General features: G+C 51.5%; 17 protein-coding genes, 1 pseudogene and 1 riboswitch. Of the genes and pseudogenes, 17 read left to right on the top strand and 1 reads right to left on the bottom strand.

Going from position 1 to position 14,872, the window contains the following annotated elements; translation table 11 throughout:
• The 9 genes and pseudogenes from POTG_RS18435 to rsmI all read left to right on the top strand — a co-directional run.
• Positions 1 to 758, top strand: a pseudogene (locus POTG_RS18435) (aminotransferase class I/II-fold pyridoxal phosphate-dependent enzyme); the annotation flags it as partial.
• 55 nt (positions 759 to 813) lie between these two features.
• A complete protein-coding gene (gene tmk, locus POTG_RS18430; protein WP_009226368.1) occupies positions 814 to 1,464 on the top strand; it encodes a dTMP kinase in 651 nt (216 codons plus the stop codon).
• A gap of 51 nt (positions 1,465 to 1,515) precedes the next feature.
• Positions 1,516 to 1,845, top strand: a complete 330-nt coding sequence (locus tag POTG_RS18425) for a cyclic-di-AMP receptor (RefSeq protein ID WP_009226367.1) — start codon at positions 1,516 to 1,518, stop codon at positions 1,843 to 1,845.
• A gap of 162 nt (positions 1,846 to 2,007) precedes the next feature.
• Entirely contained in the window at positions 2,008 to 2,451 is a 444-nt protein-coding gene (locus POTG_RS18420) for a YaaR family protein (RefSeq protein WP_009226366.1), read from the top strand.
• A 24-nt stretch (positions 2,452 to 2,475) separates the two neighbouring features.
• On the top strand, positions 2,476 to 3,456 hold the full coding sequence (gene holB / locus POTG_RS18415; RefSeq protein WP_009226365.1) for a DNA polymerase III subunit delta': 981 nt from the start codon (positions 2,476 to 2,478) through the stop codon (positions 3,454 to 3,456).
• Between the two features lie 150 nt (positions 3,457 to 3,606).
• Positions 3,607 to 4,407: a PSP1 domain-containing protein gene (locus tag POTG_RS18410; RefSeq protein ID WP_009226364.1), complete on the top strand. Its 801-nt coding sequence runs from the start codon at positions 3,607 to 3,609 to the stop codon at positions 4,405 to 4,407.
• 49 nt (positions 4,408 to 4,456) lie between these two features.
• The gene (locus POTG_RS18405; RefSeq protein ID WP_009226363.1) at positions 4,457 to 4,828 is read left to right on the top strand and encodes an initiation-control protein YabA; all 372 of its coding nucleotides are present in this window, start codon (positions 4,457 to 4,459) and stop codon (positions 4,826 to 4,828) included.
• 67 nt (positions 4,829 to 4,895) lie between these two features.
• A complete protein-coding gene (locus POTG_RS18400; protein ID WP_009226362.1) occupies positions 4,896 to 5,651 on the top strand; it encodes a tRNA1(Val) (adenine(37)-N6)-methyltransferase in 756 nt (251 codons plus the stop codon).
• Positions 5,648 to 6,547: a 16S rRNA (cytidine(1402)-2'-O)-methyltransferase gene (gene rsmI / locus POTG_RS18395; RefSeq protein ID WP_036646180.1), complete on the top strand. Its 900-nt coding sequence runs from the start codon at positions 5,648 to 5,650 to the stop codon at positions 6,545 to 6,547. Before POTG_RS18400 ends, rsmI begins: the two co-directional genes overlap by 4 nt.
• A 150-nt stretch (positions 6,548 to 6,697) precedes the next feature.
• Here rsmI and POTG_RS18390 read toward each other — a convergent pair whose 3' ends face one another.
• Positions 6,698 to 6,952 carry an AbrB/MazE/SpoVT family DNA-binding domain-containing protein gene (locus POTG_RS18390; protein ID WP_009226360.1) on the bottom strand — a complete coding sequence of 85 codons (255 nt, stop codon included), beginning with the start codon at positions 6,950 to 6,952 and terminating at the stop codon, positions 6,698 to 6,700.
• Positions 6,953 to 7,256: 304 nt separating this feature from the next.
• Here POTG_RS18390 and POTG_RS18385 point away from each other — a divergent pair, with 304 nt between their 5' ends.
• The 8 genes from POTG_RS18385 to POTG_RS18350 all read left to right on the top strand — a co-directional run bounded on the left by POTG_RS18385 (position 7,257) and on the right by POTG_RS18350 (position 14,766).
• Positions 7,257 to 8,546, top strand: a complete 1,290-nt coding sequence (locus POTG_RS18385; protein ID WP_009226359.1) for an HD domain-containing protein — start codon at positions 7,257 to 7,259, stop codon at positions 8,544 to 8,546.
• A 16-nt stretch (positions 8,547 to 8,562) separates the two neighbouring features.
• A complete protein-coding gene (locus POTG_RS18380) occupies positions 8,563 to 9,336 on the top strand; it encodes a TatD family hydrolase (RefSeq protein ID WP_009226358.1) in 774 nt (257 codons plus the stop codon).
• Positions 9,337 to 9,533: 197 nt separating this feature from the next.
• Positions 9,534 to 9,746, top strand: a riboswitch (cyclic di-AMP (ydaO/yuaA leader).
• A gap of 445 nt (positions 9,747 to 10,191) precedes the next feature.
• Positions 10,192 to 11,328, top strand: coding sequence for a 3D domain-containing protein (locus POTG_RS18375; RefSeq protein WP_009226357.1), 1,137 nt, complete (start codon positions 10,192 to 10,194; stop codon positions 11,326 to 11,328).
• 164 nt (positions 11,329 to 11,492) lie between these two features.
• Positions 11,493 to 12,038 carry a ribonuclease M5 gene (gene rnmV, locus POTG_RS18370; protein WP_036646178.1) on the top strand — a complete coding sequence of 182 codons (546 nt, stop codon included), beginning with the start codon at positions 11,493 to 11,495 and terminating at the stop codon, positions 12,036 to 12,038.
• Positions 12,039 to 12,043: 5 nt separating this feature from the next.
• Positions 12,044 to 12,940 carry a 16S rRNA (adenine(1518)-N(6)/adenine(1519)-N(6))-dimethyltransferase RsmA gene (gene rsmA / locus POTG_RS18365; RefSeq protein WP_009226355.1) on the top strand — a complete coding sequence of 299 codons (897 nt, stop codon included), beginning with the start codon at positions 12,044 to 12,046 and terminating at the stop codon, positions 12,938 to 12,940.
• Positions 12,941 to 12,978: 38 nt separating this feature from the next.
• Positions 12,979 to 13,881, top strand: a complete 903-nt coding sequence (yabG, locus tag POTG_RS18360; RefSeq protein ID WP_009226354.1) for a sporulation peptidase YabG — start codon at positions 12,979 to 12,981, stop codon at positions 13,879 to 13,881.
• A gap of 206 nt (positions 13,882 to 14,087) precedes the next feature.
• The gene (veg, locus tag POTG_RS18355) at positions 14,088 to 14,363 is read left to right on the top strand and encodes a biofilm formation stimulator Veg (RefSeq protein WP_009226353.1); all 276 of its coding nucleotides are present in this window, start codon (positions 14,088 to 14,090) and stop codon (positions 14,361 to 14,363) included.
• Positions 14,364 to 14,586: 223 nt separating this feature from the next.
• Positions 14,587 to 14,766: a small, acid-soluble spore protein, alpha/beta type gene (locus tag POTG_RS18350; protein WP_036646175.1), complete on the top strand. Its 180-nt coding sequence runs from the start codon at positions 14,587 to 14,589 to the stop codon at positions 14,764 to 14,766.
• Positions 14,767 to 14,872 lie beyond the last annotated feature (106 nt).

Here is a 14,872-nt window from a genome sequence, read left to right as displayed (position 1 = left end):
CGATGCTGCAGAGCTCCAGCCCGTCCTACCCCATCATGGCTTCGCTCGATCTGAGCCGAAGCCTGCTGGGGCAGCAGGGCCCCGCCTTCTTCGAGGGCGGGCTCGCCGCGGCCGCGCATCTGCGGCGCGGCCTGGCCAAGCAATCGCGCTTCGGCGTCGTGGCACCGCCGGGCGCCAGCGGAGAGGTTGCTGCATATACTATCCAAGATCCTTTGAAGCTTGTGATATTCGATGCATCCGCAGCCCTCTCCGGGTATGAACTGCAAGAGCGGCTCGAAGCCGAAGGCTGCGTGCCGGAGATGAGCGATGACCGCTTTGTGGTCCTGGCGCTGGGCCCCGGAACAACGATGGAAGATGCCGATCGGCTGCTGCAAGCGCTGGATCGCATCGCCCAAGCCGATTCACCGGGGAATGCGGTGAGGAGTGGTCTCGTTTCCCCAACAGGTTCGGCCGAGGAACTTTCCACGTGGAACAATTCAGTTCATGAAGGGCATCTGTCGGAGGTGTCTGAGCCTGTACCGTTTAGCCTTAAGCCACTGCTTCCAGGGGAGAGCGAAGCGATCCCCGTTGAAGAAAGCCTTGGCCGGCAAGCGGCGGAAATGATCATTCCGTATCCTCCAGGTATTCCGTTACTCTACCCCGGAGAGACGATCACCGAGGCGGTAAGGCAGCGGCTGCGGATGCTGCGGGATTCGGGAGCCAAGTGCCAGGGGCTGGCCGACCCGCGGCTGCAGACGATTCAAGTCAAGAAAGGGTAAAGCCAAGCATATACTTGTACATGATTTTTGGAGAAGAAAGCAGGGAACGAACTAGATGAACCATCAAGCCAAGGGATTATTTATTACGCTTGAAGGGGGGGATGGCTCCGGCAAAACGACGGTTATGCGGGAAATGGAACGGCTGCTCAAGGAACAAGGCGTGAACTTTATCTCTACGAGGGAACCTGGCGGCATTGAAATTGCGGAGAAGATCCGTGAGGTGATCTTGAATCCGCAGCACACGGCGATGGATGCGCGGACCGAGGCGCTGTTATACGCCGCATCCCGGCGGCAGCATCTAGCGGAGAAGGTGGAGCCCTCCCTGGAGCGTGGGATTACGGTTCTCTGCGATCGCTTTTTAGATAGCAGCCTGGCCTATCAGGGGTATGCCCGCGGGCTGGGGATCGATGAAGTGCTGAAGATTAATCTTTTTGCCACCAAGGGACGGTTTCCGGATCTCACTTTCTACCTCGATATTGAGCCGGAAGTCGGGTTAGCCCGGATCGCTGCCGGTGCCGGACGTGAAGTGAACCGTTTGGATATGGAGAGCCTGCACTTTCATCAAAAGGTTCGGGAAGGATATCAAATCCTCGCCGGGATGTATCCGGAACGGATCAAAACGATTGATGCCTCTCGTAGTAAGGAAGAGGTTGCGGCGGAGATTCGCGGGCATCTTTATGTGGCAATAAAGGAGATCATGGCCTAGGTGTCAAATAGGTTAGTATGGTACATTTTATAAAACAAGGAGGTACTGCATATGAAACTGATTGTTGCGATTATCCAAGATAAAGACAGCAACCGGCTATCCAGCGCGCTCGTGAAAGAAAATTATCGGGCAACGAAGCTGGCGAGTACCGGAGGGTTTCTTCGGGCGGGGAACACCACATTTATGATCGGTGTAGACGACCATCAAGTGGATGACGTATTGAAAGTGATCCGTAACAGTTGTAAAGTGCGGGAACAATTAGTGACCCCGGTTACCCCGATGAGCGGTACAACCGATTCGTATTTGCCGTTGCCCGTGGAAGTGCAAGTGGGCGGGGCGACGGTGTTTGTTCTCCCAGTAGACCGTTTCGAACACTTCTAATATAGTGGTTATTAAAAAGTAGGCTTTTGATCACGATGTAGCACAGAGATGAGGGTTCGACGTCGAATCTTGAACTCAACTTGCTTCTCCGCACTCGCGGAGTCGAGGCTTCGATTTCATAGTTCATTCAATCTATTTAATCAACTATAGGCGGTGGACGCTTTGAAAATTGATCCGGGATACCGGCCGCTCAAAAGCGGCTTGGGGGTGAGCGACAGCCCTGCCAAGCCGGTACAGTCCAAAAGCTTCGCCGACGTCATGCAGCAGCATGGGCAGCAGGCGACCCAAGAAGAGTTGAACCGGAGATTTAAGGAGATTCAAATGCAAGGGAACCGGCTTGCCCGGTCCATGACCGTTCGGGAGCTGAAGGCGTACCGGATGATGGTCAAGCGGTTTCTGGAGGATACGGTTCGGCGGGGTGTCGGCCTCAAAGAATCGAGAGGCTGGGACCGCCGCGGCCGCGGGAAGCGCTATAAGCTCCTTGATGAAGTGGATGCTGCGCTGCTGGCGATGGCAGACGAACTGCTGGAGACAGAGCAAGGCAAAATCGAGCTGCTACAAAAGATCGGCGAGATCCGCGGCATGCTGATTAATCTGTGTTTCTAGCTTTGAAAGGACGAGGCAAAAGAGATGTCATTTCAAGAGATCATCGGGCAGGAGACGGCCAAACAATTGCTGCAAAGCAGTCTGAGACGCCGGGAAATCTCCCATGCCTATATATTTAGTGGACCGCCTGGAAGCGGGCAGATGGAAATGGCCATGGCCTTCGTCCAGGCGTTGTTCTGCACGCGGGGCGGAGACGATGCTTGCGGGGAGTGTCTGGAGTGCCGGAAGGTGCTGCATGGCAATCACCCCGATTTGTTTACGATCAAGCCCGACGGGGCAACGATCAAAATTGAACAAATCCGCGACCTTCAGCGGATCTTCTCCTATCGCTCGGAGAGCGGTAATCCTAAGGCTTACATTATTGATGAAGCCGAAAAAATGACAGTACAAGCGGCCAACAGCTTGCTCAAGTTTCTGGAGGAACCGCCGTCCCCGGCCGTAGCGATTCTGCTGTCGGATAATGGACGAGCTTTGCTCCCGACGATTCAATCGCGCGCCCAGTGGGTTCCGTTCTCGCCGGTGAATCCGGAGACGATGCTCCAGATATTGGCGAACGAGGGGTTTTCGACAACCTTGGCTCGCAGTGCCGTTCATCTCGCGGCGGGACTGGGTCCATGCCGTGATTTAATCCAACAGAATTGGTTTGCAGAAGTTAGAAACGTAGTGTTACAATTAGGTAAGGAGATCGCAGGCCGTGGTGGCTCTCCTATAATTACGGCGCAGCAAATGTTGTTCAAATCCGGGTTGACCGATCATTTGGACATGCTGTTCAGCCTTTTCCATTTGTGGTTCAAAGATATGATCCATGCGCTCTATCATAAACATGATCAAATCGTTTTCATAGATGAGCTTCAGTTTATCAATCAACATTGTTCCAGCCGCAGTGCGGAACAGTGGATTGAGGCCATGGCGCTAGCTGCAGAGAGCAAGAAGAAGCTGCGGCAGCATATGAATGCCAATCTCTGCGTAGAGCAGTTTTTGATTGCCGTGGATGGACAACGGTAAGACCTGCACCAAGAATAGACAGATAGGCTTTGATTTCGCATGAAACTTTCTCCCCTGAAAGAGCAGGGAATGTAATAGTTTCTTTGGATCGCGCTGCTTTCGTGGGTTGCGGTTCGCCAGTCTTGTAGAGCTATACGAGGGGGTTAGTTTTTGTATACTGTAGTGGGCGTCCGCTTTAAGAAGGCGGGCAAAATCTATTATTTCGATCCGTTGGACCTCCCGGTAGAGAAGGATCAATACGTCATTGTTGAGACTGCTCGGGGGATCGAATATGGGAAAGTGGTGGTCGGCAAGAAGAAGGTTGGAGAATCCGATGTCGTCCTTCCGCTGAAGAAGGTAATTCGGATCGCCGATGAAGCCGACGCCCGAGTTGTCGAAGAGAACAAGCTTGCGGCAAAGAATGCCTTTGTCACATGTTTAAATAAAATTAAAGATCATGATTTGAAAATGAAGCTGGTCGACGTCGAATTTACGTTTGACCGCAATAAAATCATTTTTTACTTTACGGCGGAAGGCCGTGTGGATTTTCGTGAGTTGGTGAAGGATCTGGCCAGCATCTTCCGGACCCGGATTGAGCTCAGACAGATCGGCGTGCGGGACGAAGCCAAGATGCTTGGCGGTATCGGCCCCTGCGGACGCGTGCTCTGCTGTTCCTCTTGGTTGGGGGATTTTGAGCCGGTATCGATCAAGATGGCGAAGGACCAGAGCCTGTCGCTGAACCCTACGAAAATCTCAGGATTATGCGGCCGTCTGATGTGCTGTCTGAAGTTCGAGCATGACAACTACGAAAGCACGAAAGAAGAGCTTCCATCCGTAGGCAAAATCGTCGTTACTTCGCTGGGAGACGGCAAGGTCGTTGGACTCAACGCCGGCAGCCGCACCGTACATGTACAGTTGTTCGAAATCGGGAAAGTGAAGGAGCTTCCGCTGGACGATGTCGTCCTGAAATAAAGAAGATCTTTTTCAAGATAGATTCTAGAGAAGACTCTGGGGTGGGAACTTGGAGAACAAGGACATTTTCACAAATATGCAGGCGCTGGAAACGCAAATGGGAAAAGTACACGGCGATTTGAGCAGCCTCATGTTGGAGGTCAAGAAGCTGGTGGAAGAGAACCAGCGGCTTCGCCTCGAGAATGAACAGCTGCGCAAAATATTAAAGCGGGAGAGCACCGAGGGACCGCTGCCCATGCCGGCGTCGGTCAGAACCGATAGTCCGGTTCCGGCTGGCAAAGAAGCGATCGATGTCGTCGGTGAAGGCTACGATAACTTAGCGCGTCTTTATCATGAGGGCTTTCATATTTGCAACGTTTATTACGGGCATCTGCGCACCGAAGGTGACTGCCTGTTCTGCTTGTCGTTTTTGAATAAATGATGAACCGTGGGGGTGTCCCTGCGGTTTTTTTTAAATTTAGGCTGAAAAAGGATGGGTATCCGAGTCGATGAACCATGTACCAATTTATGAGCAGGAGCGGATAGACGACCTGCTGACCCATGATTTACATATCATCCAGAGCGACGAAGTGTTTAGCTTCTCGATGGATGCCGTGTTGCTGGCCCGGTTTGCACCAGTGCCCAAGTACGGCAAAATACTCGATTTATGCACCGGCAATGGGGTGATCCCCTTGCTGCTCTCCACCCGGACGGAGGCGAAGATCGAAGGGATCGAGATCCAGCCGCGGCTTGCAGATATGGCTCGCCGCAGTGTGGAGATGAACGGGCTGACGCACCGGATCGAAATTCGTGAAGGAGATTTACGCGAGCTGGTGAGGGTGACGGGCCATGGGGTGTATGATGCCATTACGGTGAACCCGCCGTATATGCCGGTGACGAGCGGCGAGGCGAAGCTGAATACGTATCAGGCGATCGCCCGGCATGAAATTCACTGCAGTTTGGAGGAAGTGGCGGCTGCGTCGATGCGGCTGGTTCGGCCCGGAGGCAAGGTGTCGATGGTTCACAGACCGCAGCGATTAGGGGAAATTATGACGTTGCTGCGCCAATATCGACTAGAGCCGAAGGTGATCCGGTTTGTGCATCCAAGAGCGGGAGCGGAAGCGAACATGGTGCTGATCGAGGCGCTGCGGGACGGCAAGCCGGATGTGCGGGTACTGCCGCCATTGATCGTATATAATGAAAACGGGGAATACTGCGAAGAAATCATGAATATCTATTACGGGCCAAAAGAGGGTAGAGCATGAACGTTCAAGTACAGAAGAGCTTTGAAAATGCTGCGAGGGACACCACCCCAGCAGGAAACGGCAAGTTGTTCCTGGTTGGCACGCCTATCGGGAATTTGGAGGATATGACCTACCGGGCCGTGCGCACCTTGCAAGAGGTGGACATTATCGCGGCGGAGGATACGCGGCAGACGCGCAAGCTGTTAACGCATTTCGACATCTCTCCAGGTAAATTGCTGAGTTATCACGAACATAATAAGGCCGCCAGTGGCCCAGAATTGATCCGCTTTATAATAGAAGGAAAAAATTTAGCGCTAGTCAGCGATGCCGGTCTGCCGGCGATTTCCGACCCCGGAAGTGATCTCGTGAAGCTGGCGCTAGAGGCGGGTATCGCAGTCGTTCCGGTGCCGGGAGCGAATGCTGCATTATCGGCGCTCATCGTTTCCGGTTTGCCAACGGATCGATTTACGTTCCTTGGATTTTTGCCAAGAGATCATAAAGAGCGGGAACGGTTGTTGAAGTCGTTGGAGGATCAAGAGGGAACGATGTTGCTGTACGAATCGCCGCATCGATTGATCAAAACGCTGGAGTCCCTTCTCGAGGTTTGGGGAGATCGGCGAATCGTATTGGCGAGAGAATTAACCAAGCGTTATGAGGAAATGGCTCGGGGGACGATTCACGATTGCCTGGCTTGGCTGCAGGAGCATCCGCCGCTGGGTGAATATTGCCTCGTTGTGGAAGGGGCACATCCCGACCAAGTGAAGGAGAAGCGGGATGCCTGGTGGCAAGCGCTAACTGTGGAGGAGCATGTCCGGCATTACGAAACGGAAGAAGGGCTGTCGCGGAAGGAAGCCATGAAAAAAACTGCGGCCGACCGGGGGGTTGCAAAGCGGGATATCTACAATCAATTATTGTAGCCCCACTTCTCTCCGAAATCATGAAATATTATCCAATTCGGCCAAAAAAGGGGCCTTCGCTAAGCCGGGTTCAAGCCTAGGAAGGCGCCAAGGAGATATGAAAAAGGTTAGAATTAACAGTTTCAGTAAATCTATTATATACTATATTTCTTAATTTGTCACAGGGGTCGGAAGCTCCGTAATGCATTCATGGCAAACAATTTTGCCTTTAAAGTAAGTTACGTTCTCCGCATTACCGCAGAAGATGCAAGCAGGCTCATATTTCTTGAGCATAATCCGTTCACCGTCTACATAAATTTCGAGCGCATCTTTTTCTCCGATCCCCAGAGTGCGGCGCAATTCAATTGGAATGACAACACGGCCTAATTCGTCTACTTTTCTTACAATACCTGTGGATTTCATCATAGGATGATTGCCCCTCTCGCTATAATTTGGAATTGTCATTATTCGACATCATTCTATCTTTTCTGATTTTTATAATACCAACCATTGCCAGATTAGTCAACCTATTTATGGTATAGTTCAACATTATTTCTAAAAAATTCGGATACACAACTCCGAGAACCTTTACGGAATCTAGCAAGTTCACAATGATCTATAATTCGACATTTTGGAAATCGTCATCCGGTCATTTTACGACACAATTCGACATATCTTGTCGTCTCCACACGGTGACCCGCCAAATTTTATGAAAAAGGAGTGTTGGTTCATGCATCGTCGGCTTAGCGAAGAAAAAGTGTTCAAAGACCCCGTACATAATTATATTCATGTACAGGACGAAGTGATCTGGTCGCTCATTAATACGCCGGAATTCCAGCGGCTTCGCCGGATTCGTCAGCTTGGAACATCGTATTTGACCTTTCATGGCGCCGAGCATAGCCGTTTTTCCCATTCGCTTGGCGTTTACGAGATTACGCGGCGGATTATTTCGCAGTTTGAACGAAGCGGCTACACCGATTGGCCCCGCAGTGAGAAATTGGTAGCTTTGTGTGCGGCGCTGCTGCATGACCTGGGGCATGGTCCGTTTTCCCATTCTATAGAAGAAGCTTTTCAAATGCATCATGAGGATTGGACCTGCAAAATCCTCTTGGGGGAAACCGAGGTGGGGAACGTCCTGCGCGAGATTTCTCCGGATTTTCCGGACAAGGTGGCTGCGGTGATCCGGAAGGATTACGAAAATCCGATTGTGGTGAACTTGGTCTCTAGCCCGCTGGATGCGGATCGGATGGATTATTTGCTGCGAGATGCTTATTTTACCGGCGTAAACTACGGGACGATTGACATGGACCGAATTCTGCGGATGCTTCGACCTTTTCAAGGGCGGGTTGTTGTCAAAGAATCGGGGATGCATGCGGTGGAAGACTATTTGATGTCGCGGTATCAGATGTATTGGCAGGTCTATTTCCACCCGGTGACGCGGAGCTCGGAGATCATTCTCCGGCAAATTTTGCGACGGGCGAAGGAATTATACCGGAGCGGGCATTCCTTTAACTTCTTGCCGCATCCGCTGCCATTTTTATTTCAAGGGGATATCGGCGTTGCCGATTATTTGCAGCTGGACGAAGCGTTGATGCAAACGGCTTTCATGCAGTGGACGCGGGAAAAGGATGAGCGATTAAGCGATTTATGTTCCCGGTTTTTAAATCGCAAATTGTATAAATATGTAGAATTGGACACGCCGGAACTGGAAATGCTGGAGGAGATTCGGAACGCTTTTAGACAAGTGGGCCTACAACCTGAATACGACATGGAAATTGATTTTCCGACCGATCTGCCGTATGATGTGTTCCGTCCGGACGATGGGGTTCGACAGAAGCAAATTTTGCTGTTGGACCGGCAGGAACGGCTCCGGGAAATTTCAGAAGTATCGGATATCGTGCGGTCGATCAGCGGCTTGCACCGAGGGAAGACGCATTTGTACTATCCGGATAATAAATTGTGTGCTGTGATAGATCGGCTGCCCCGCCCGGTAGCCCGCATTTTCGAGCAACGGAATTAGGAGGATGACAAGGTTTATGTTATTTGATACGCATACGCATTTGGATGCTCCCCAATTTGACGAGGACCGCGAGGAAGTGATCGCGCGCGCCGTGGAACAAGGGGTTACGCGGATGATTAACATCGGATTTAACCGCGAGACGATCCCTTCGACCATGAAGTTGGCAGAGACGTATGACTTCATTTATGCCGCTGTCGGCTGGCATCCGCAAGACGCGATTACAATGCAAGAGGGCGATTTGGACTGGATTGCAGAATTGTGCAAGCATGAGAAGGTCGTCGCCATCGGAGAAATTGGGCTGGATTATTATTGGGATACGTCACCTAAGGACGTTCAACATAAGGTTTTTCGTGAGCAAATTGGACTGGCTCGCAGCTTGGGCATGCCGATTTCCATTCATAATCGGGACGCTCACGAAGACGTGGTACGCATCCTTCGGGAAGAGAAAGCCAATGAAGTTGGAGGCGTGATGCACTCTTTCTCCGGCAGTTGGGAAATTGCCAAAATGTGTCTAGATTTGGGATTTCATTTGTCGTTTGGCGGGCCGATTACGTTTAAAAATGCAAAACAGCCAAAAGAAGTGTTGGCCAAGACGCCGATGGATCGATTGCTGATCGAAACGGATTCCCCTTATTTAACGCCGCATCCATATCGTGGTAAACGGAATGAGTCCGCTCATGTCCGCTTGGTTGCAGAAATGGCAGCCGAGCTCAAAGGGGTCACTTTTGAGGAAATCGCGGAAATTACCACCCGAAACGCATTGGAACGATTTGGAATCCCGAGTATTTGAGAGCAAAACGGATGAAATAAAGAGGATTTCGGAAAGATTAATGCTTTTTAACCCTCAAAAACAAGGTCATTACATTTTTTTAACCATTTTTTTAAAAAAACGTGGTTGATTCGTCCTTTACAACCTGCATCGAAACAGGATAGAATCTTTTCAGTATCGATTCGGTTCGTTTTGAACCGTACGATGCTTGGTTCCATGAACCAGTCTCGCTGAATCTCCTATGACGGAGAACGGGGGAACCAATACGGATTGCAGTTGGCGATAGCCTGTATGCGTTCGTATTCGATTTCTTTCCAGGGTCTATGGGGTGAATTCAAGGTCATTGCGCCATGAGCGAATGTACTGAGAAAGGGCGGCTCTCTTTCGCCCGAACCCGACAGCTAACCTCGTAAGCGAATAAGAGAGGTCACTCGTGCAGCTATTACACCCAAGACATTCAAGAAGCCACGAAGGAGTTCCTCTAACTCTTTCTCCCGGCTTCTTTTGTTTTGAATAAAAGTAATAGGGTCGTCATACTGTTGGAAAACAGGAGGTGACGACAAGCAGGAGAGACTGGATCAGGATGCAAAACGCTTAGGATTAAATTTAAGATCAGTGTTCAAAAAGTCAGGTTTTCAGCACCGAGAAGGTTGGATGAAGCTAGGGACTGAGTAGCGCAGCGTACATGGGGGTACGTGAGCAACGGAAGGCCCGGCTGAATTCAAGATTCGATGCTGAATTCACTTCTTGACCTGCTTCGTGATCAAAAGATGACTTTTTGACTACCTTAGGCGTTTTGTAAAAAGTAACTGTAGTCGCGTCAATCGTTATCATGCATCGACCTAGACGGCGGGACTATGAAGGAGGACGGAAGAAATGGGCATTTTCCGCAAAGAGGAGACCCATGAATCACGCTCATCCAGCATGTCTTACGCAATGCGATGGAAGCATGAGAATTTACGTCAGATAGCGCTCGTCGGCGTTCTGGCCATCGCGGGAATCATCATCATCCTAATCTGGCTGTATAGCCAGGCACAGAAGGAAGTATCCCTGATCGTGGACGGGAATGTCCAGTCAGTGGAGACAACCCAATCCAGTGTAGCTCATCTGCTGGAGGAACAATCGATTAAGCTCAGTGCGAAGGATTCGGTATCCCTCCCGCTGGAAAGCTCGCTGAAGAACGGTGACCGCATTGTCATAGTACGCGCCAAGCCGGTCAATGTGACCGCGGACGGCACCACGAAAGTCCACTTCACGACGCAAAGCAAAGTAGAGGGCGTATTGTCCGAGCTCGGCATCACTTTGGATGAAGACGACAAGGTGACCCCGGCATTGGACAGTAAAGTTACCGAGAACCTGAATGTCAAGGTCGTTCGGGTCAGCAAGCAAACGGTGCAGAGCAAGGAGACTGTGCCCTTTAGCGTGGTCAAAACGTCGGACGACAAGCTGCTAAAAGGTACCACGAAGGTCATTCAAGAAGGTACCGAAGGTCTGGTCATTCACAACATTGAGAAAACTTACGAAGACGGAAAATTCGTGGCGAAGCGTTGGCTCGGCAAAGAGGTCTCCAAGGACCCTCAGCCGAAGGTGATCGCAGTCGGCACGAAGAAACCTACCGAGGTCCTGTCGGCCAGCATAAGCCGTAAGGGAAATACGGTGAACATCAGCGGGACGACGACCAAAGGTGGCGTCTCATTCAAATATAAAAAGATCCTGAAAAATGTTACGTTAACCGCGTATTCGGCGGAAGAAGACGGGATAGGCACCCGTACGGCTTCGGGTACCCGCGTGACGGAAGGCAGAACGATTGCCGTTGATAAAGACGTCGTTCCGCTTGGTTGGTGGGTATACATCGAAGGAGTCGGCTTCCGTAAGGCAGAGGATACGGGTGGAGCCATCGATGGAAATAAGATGGACGTCTATTTTGATAGTCTGAAGGATGCTAAGAAATTCGGCCGCAAGAAGGGCCGCACCGTATACGTAATCGGTCCGACGAAGCCGGAATTGAACTAAGATCTCGTTCTCTTTCGTTTTACAATGCGGAGGGAATGAGATAGTATTAGGATGATGAATAAGACAGTGGATTAGAAGGACAGTGGATTAGAAGAGGATGATATGATCCTCTTCTTTTTGTTATTCTGGTGGAGACAAGCAAGAACAGGAAGGAAGACAGATCCATGATCAAAGAGGTCATCGTGGTGGAGGGCCGAGATGACACCGTGGCCATTAAACGAGCCGTAGAGGCGGATACGATTGAGACGGGGGGTTCGGCGATAGGCGAAGCCGTGCTAAAGAAAATCGCTTTGGCGCAGGAACGCCGGGGCGTGATTATTTTTACGGACCCCGACCATGCCGGGGAGCGGATTCGTAAAATCGTGGCAGCGCGGGTGCCGGGCTGCAAGCACGCTTTCCTGCCTGAGGTCGAAGCTACGAAGAAAGGCGACATCGGGGTGGAGAATGCCTCGCCGGAGGCGATCCGCACCGCGTTGTCCCGGGTGCGCAGCGAAGCGCCGGGAGTAGAGGCCGCAATCACCTGGGAAGACTTGATTAACGCAGGGTTAATCGTACACCCGCAAGCTGCGGCGCGGCGAAAAGCGCTGGGCGAGCTGTTGGGTATCGGATATTGTAACGGAAAGCAGCTCTACAAACGGTTAACCGTGTTCCGCATCAGCCGCGAGGAGTTTGCAGCTGCGTTAGCCGAGTTGGAAAGCAAAGGAGTTTAAGAACCATGAGCATAAGGGAAGACGTATCCACACCGCGCCGGACGAAGGAGATCATTCAGCGGCACGGTTTTTCGTTCAAAAAAAGTCTGGGGCAAAACTTTCTGATCGACCAGAACATCCTCGGTAAAATTGTTGCCGCCGCCGAATTGGAGAAGACCCAGGGCGCACTGGAAATCGGGCCGGGCATCGGCGCCTTAACGGAGAAGCTGGCGCAGGAGGCAGGCAAGGTGGCAGCGGTGGAGATTGACCAGCGGCTGCTTCCGATTCTGCAGGAGGTGCTGGAGCCCTACCCGCACGTCCATGTGATCCATGGCGATGTGTTGAAGCTGGACCTAAAGGCTTTATTTGCTGCGGAATTCAGCGGGGTGAGCGGCGTCAGTGTCGTCGCCAATCTGCCGTATTACGTGACGACTCCCATCATGATGAAGCTTCTGGAAGAGAAACTGCCGCTGAAACATATCGTCGTCATGATCCAGAAGGAAGTGGCCGAGCGCATGGCTGCCACTCCCGGCGGCAAGGACTACGGCAGCCTTAGCATCGCCGTGCAGTACTACAGCACCCCGGAGATGATCTGCACGGTGCCGCACAGCGTGTTTATTCCACAGCCGAATGTAGAGTCCGCAGTGATTCGCTTAACCGTGCGGGAGAAGCCAGCGGTGGCGGTTCAGGATGAGGCGTTTTTCTTCGAGGTGGTGCAGGCCTCTTTTGCCCAGAGACGAAAGACGATTTCCAACAATTTGAAAAGCCGCTTCTTCCCGAAGGAAGGGCGGGAGAGACTGGAGCAACTGCTGGAGGAAGCCGGGATCCAGCCTTCCCGGCGGGCGGAGACATTAAGCCTGGACGAGTTCGCCAAGCTGAGTGATACGCTGCTGAATGCCGGGGTGAAGGAACTCCGCGAGTAACCATTCCCTCTTGTCGCCCATACGATGGGATAGAGGTGATGGATTTGGAGAATTTGGGAGACTTGGTCGTCCGCAAATCATACGGTGGAGATGTTACGTTCCGAATCGAACAGATTGTGCGGAGTGAAGCGATTATTAAAGGAACGGAATTCCGGCTGCTGGCGGATGCGCCCTTAACTGATTTGGTTAGGGTAGACCCGGCTTCCCCAGGAGAGACGACGCAGCGGGCCCGCATTAAGGCGACGGAATCGCTGAAGCGGTTAACTCAAGACCGCAAGGAATTGGCAGAACGCAATCGAATGGTGATTGGACGGGATCTGTATGGGCAAGGAGAGACGGCCTATTTTGAGGTCCCGGGGAAGGTCCTGCATTTAGATGGGGATGAACGCTATTTACAAAAGAGCCTAAGCCTGTATCAGAAGCTGCATGTTCCGGTTCAGGGATACTATGTCACGGAATCGCAAATGGCGAGTGCGCTGTACCGTCTGCTGCCTGTGGTCAAGCCGGATATCGTTGTGATTACCGGTCATGACGGCGTGTTGAAATCGCGTCCCACCAGCGACCTTTATAATTTGACCAGCTATAAAAATTCCAAGTATTTCGTGGAGGCCATTCAAATGGCTCGGCAATACGAACGGAATTTCGATACGTTAACGATTGTGGCCGGCGCTTGCCAGTCGCATTTTGAGGCGTTGCTGCAGGCGGGGGCTAATTTTGCGAGTTCACCCGGCCGGGTGCTGATCCATGCGCTGGATCCGGTGTATATCGCTGCGAAAGCGTCGCTCACCTCGATTCGGGATACGATCCAGATTACTGACGTGCTGAATCATACGATCAGCGGCGCCCAGGGGGTTGGCGGGATCGAGACTCGTGGCAGTTACCGAATTGGATTGCCTAAACTGAAGGACTTGTCGACGCTCAAAGTGGTGCCGTCCATGTGAAAGGTTGCCGGAAGGAACTGAGGCTAGTGTCCCAGGACCTTTCGGTTATTTTTTAGTACCTGGCTCTTGAGCCATCAGGTAAAAAGAAAATGTCGAAAAATAATCGTTGACACATCTTTTTTTCTGCTGATATAATTATTTATTCTGATTTGACAAGTTTGTGACTTTCCTGTATAATGGACAAAGAAAGAAGGTGGTCACAGGCAATGGCTAAAAATGCGCTGTCGGAAATAAAGCATAGTCTCGACGCCCACGTTGGACAGAAAATTATGCTCCGGGCAAACGGTGGTCGCCGGAAGACCGTCGAACGCACTGGAGTATTGGAGGAGACCTATCCTTCGGTCTTCATTGTGAAGCTGGATCAAGAGCAGCAAACCTTTAAGCGTGTGTCTTACAGTTATGCCGATATACTGACCGAATCCGTTGAAGTTATGGTTTATGACGACAACGACGGGATGCGGATTTCGTATATTAAACCGTGAACATCATGAATCAAACCGCAAACGGTTCTCGCCCTTCGGGTGAGGCCGTTTTTTTTGATACGTTCGAAGATGCAGGTTAGGGTGATCTCGCTGTCGCTGGGTTCACCAACCAAGGTTGTCGGGTGTTCACCTTAGATGGACAAAGTTTCGGTGTATGCTCGAAACGGTGCCTGCGTATACTAACCATCGTTCCTATATCCATGGCCAAAGGAGGAGACTGACCATGTCGCGAAGAAGACGCAGCGTGATGTCGGAGAACTTGAAGGTCGAGTTAGCGAAGGATCTGGGATTTTACGATACCGTCCAGCAGGAGGGCTGGGGCGGCATCAAGGCGAAAGATGCGGGCAATATGGTGAAGCGGGCGATCGAGCTCGCCGAGAAGGCGGCATCGAAACAGCAATAACCTCTGCCACAGCGAAGCGTCCCTTTCAGGGAGCTTCGTTTTTTTCGTTGGATGCAGTAAGATAGAGGGAGGAAAAATTGTCTTTCATACATAGACGTGGAGGCAA

It is taken from the genome of Paenibacillus sp. oral taxon 786 str. D14 (assembly GCF_000159955.1).
In the GTDB taxonomy this organism is placed as follows: Bacteria; Bacillota; Bacilli; order Paenibacillales; family Paenibacillaceae; genus Fontibacillus; species Fontibacillus phoenicis.
This window is presented reverse-complemented; position numbering and strand designations above follow the sequence as displayed.

Bases quoted from the DNA above. Each gene is read 5' to 3' on its own strand.
- rnmV (WP_036646178.1), top strand. From the start codon at position 11,493: ATGATCAAAGAGGTCATCGTGGTGGAGGGCCGAGATGACACCGTGGCC.
- POTG_RS18350 (WP_036646175.1), top strand. From the start codon at position 14,587: ATGTCGCGAAGAAGACGCAGCGTGATGTCGGAGAACTTGAAGGTCGAG.
- POTG_RS18385 (WP_009226359.1), top strand. From the start codon at position 7,257: ATGCATCGTCGGCTTAGCGAAGAAAAAGTGTTCAAAGACCCCGTACAT.
- holB (WP_009226365.1), top strand. From the start codon at position 2,476: ATGTCATTTCAAGAGATCATCGGGCAGGAGACGGCCAAACAATTGCTG.
- POTG_RS18425 (WP_009226367.1), top strand. From the start codon at position 1,516: ATGAAACTGATTGTTGCGATTATCCAAGATAAAGACAGCAACCGGCTA.
- POTG_RS18400 (WP_009226362.1), top strand. From the start codon at position 4,896: ATGAACCATGTACCAATTTATGAGCAGGAGCGGATAGACGACCTGCTG.
- POTG_RS18390 (WP_009226360.1), bottom strand. From the start codon at position 6,952: ATGATGAAATCCACAGGTATTGTAAGAAAAGTAGACGAATTAGGCCGT.
- yabG (WP_009226354.1), top strand. From the start codon at position 12,979: ATGGATTTGGAGAATTTGGGAGACTTGGTCGTCCGCAAATCATACGGT.
- rsmA (WP_009226355.1), top strand. From the start codon at position 12,044: ATGAGCATAAGGGAAGACGTATCCACACCGCGCCGGACGAAGGAGATC.
- POTG_RS18375 (WP_009226357.1), top strand. From the start codon at position 10,192: ATGGGCATTTTCCGCAAAGAGGAGACCCATGAATCACGCTCATCCAGC.
- POTG_RS18380 (WP_009226358.1), top strand. From the start codon at position 8,563: ATGTTATTTGATACGCATACGCATTTGGATGCTCCCCAATTTGACGAG.
- veg (WP_009226353.1), top strand. From the start codon at position 14,088: ATGGCTAAAAATGCGCTGTCGGAAATAAAGCATAGTCTCGACGCCCAC.
- tmk (WP_009226368.1), top strand. From the start codon at position 814: ATGAACCATCAAGCCAAGGGATTATTTATTACGCTTGAAGGGGGGGAT.
- rsmI (WP_036646180.1), top strand. From the start codon at position 5,648: ATGAACGTTCAAGTACAGAAGAGCTTTGAAAATGCTGCGAGGGACACC.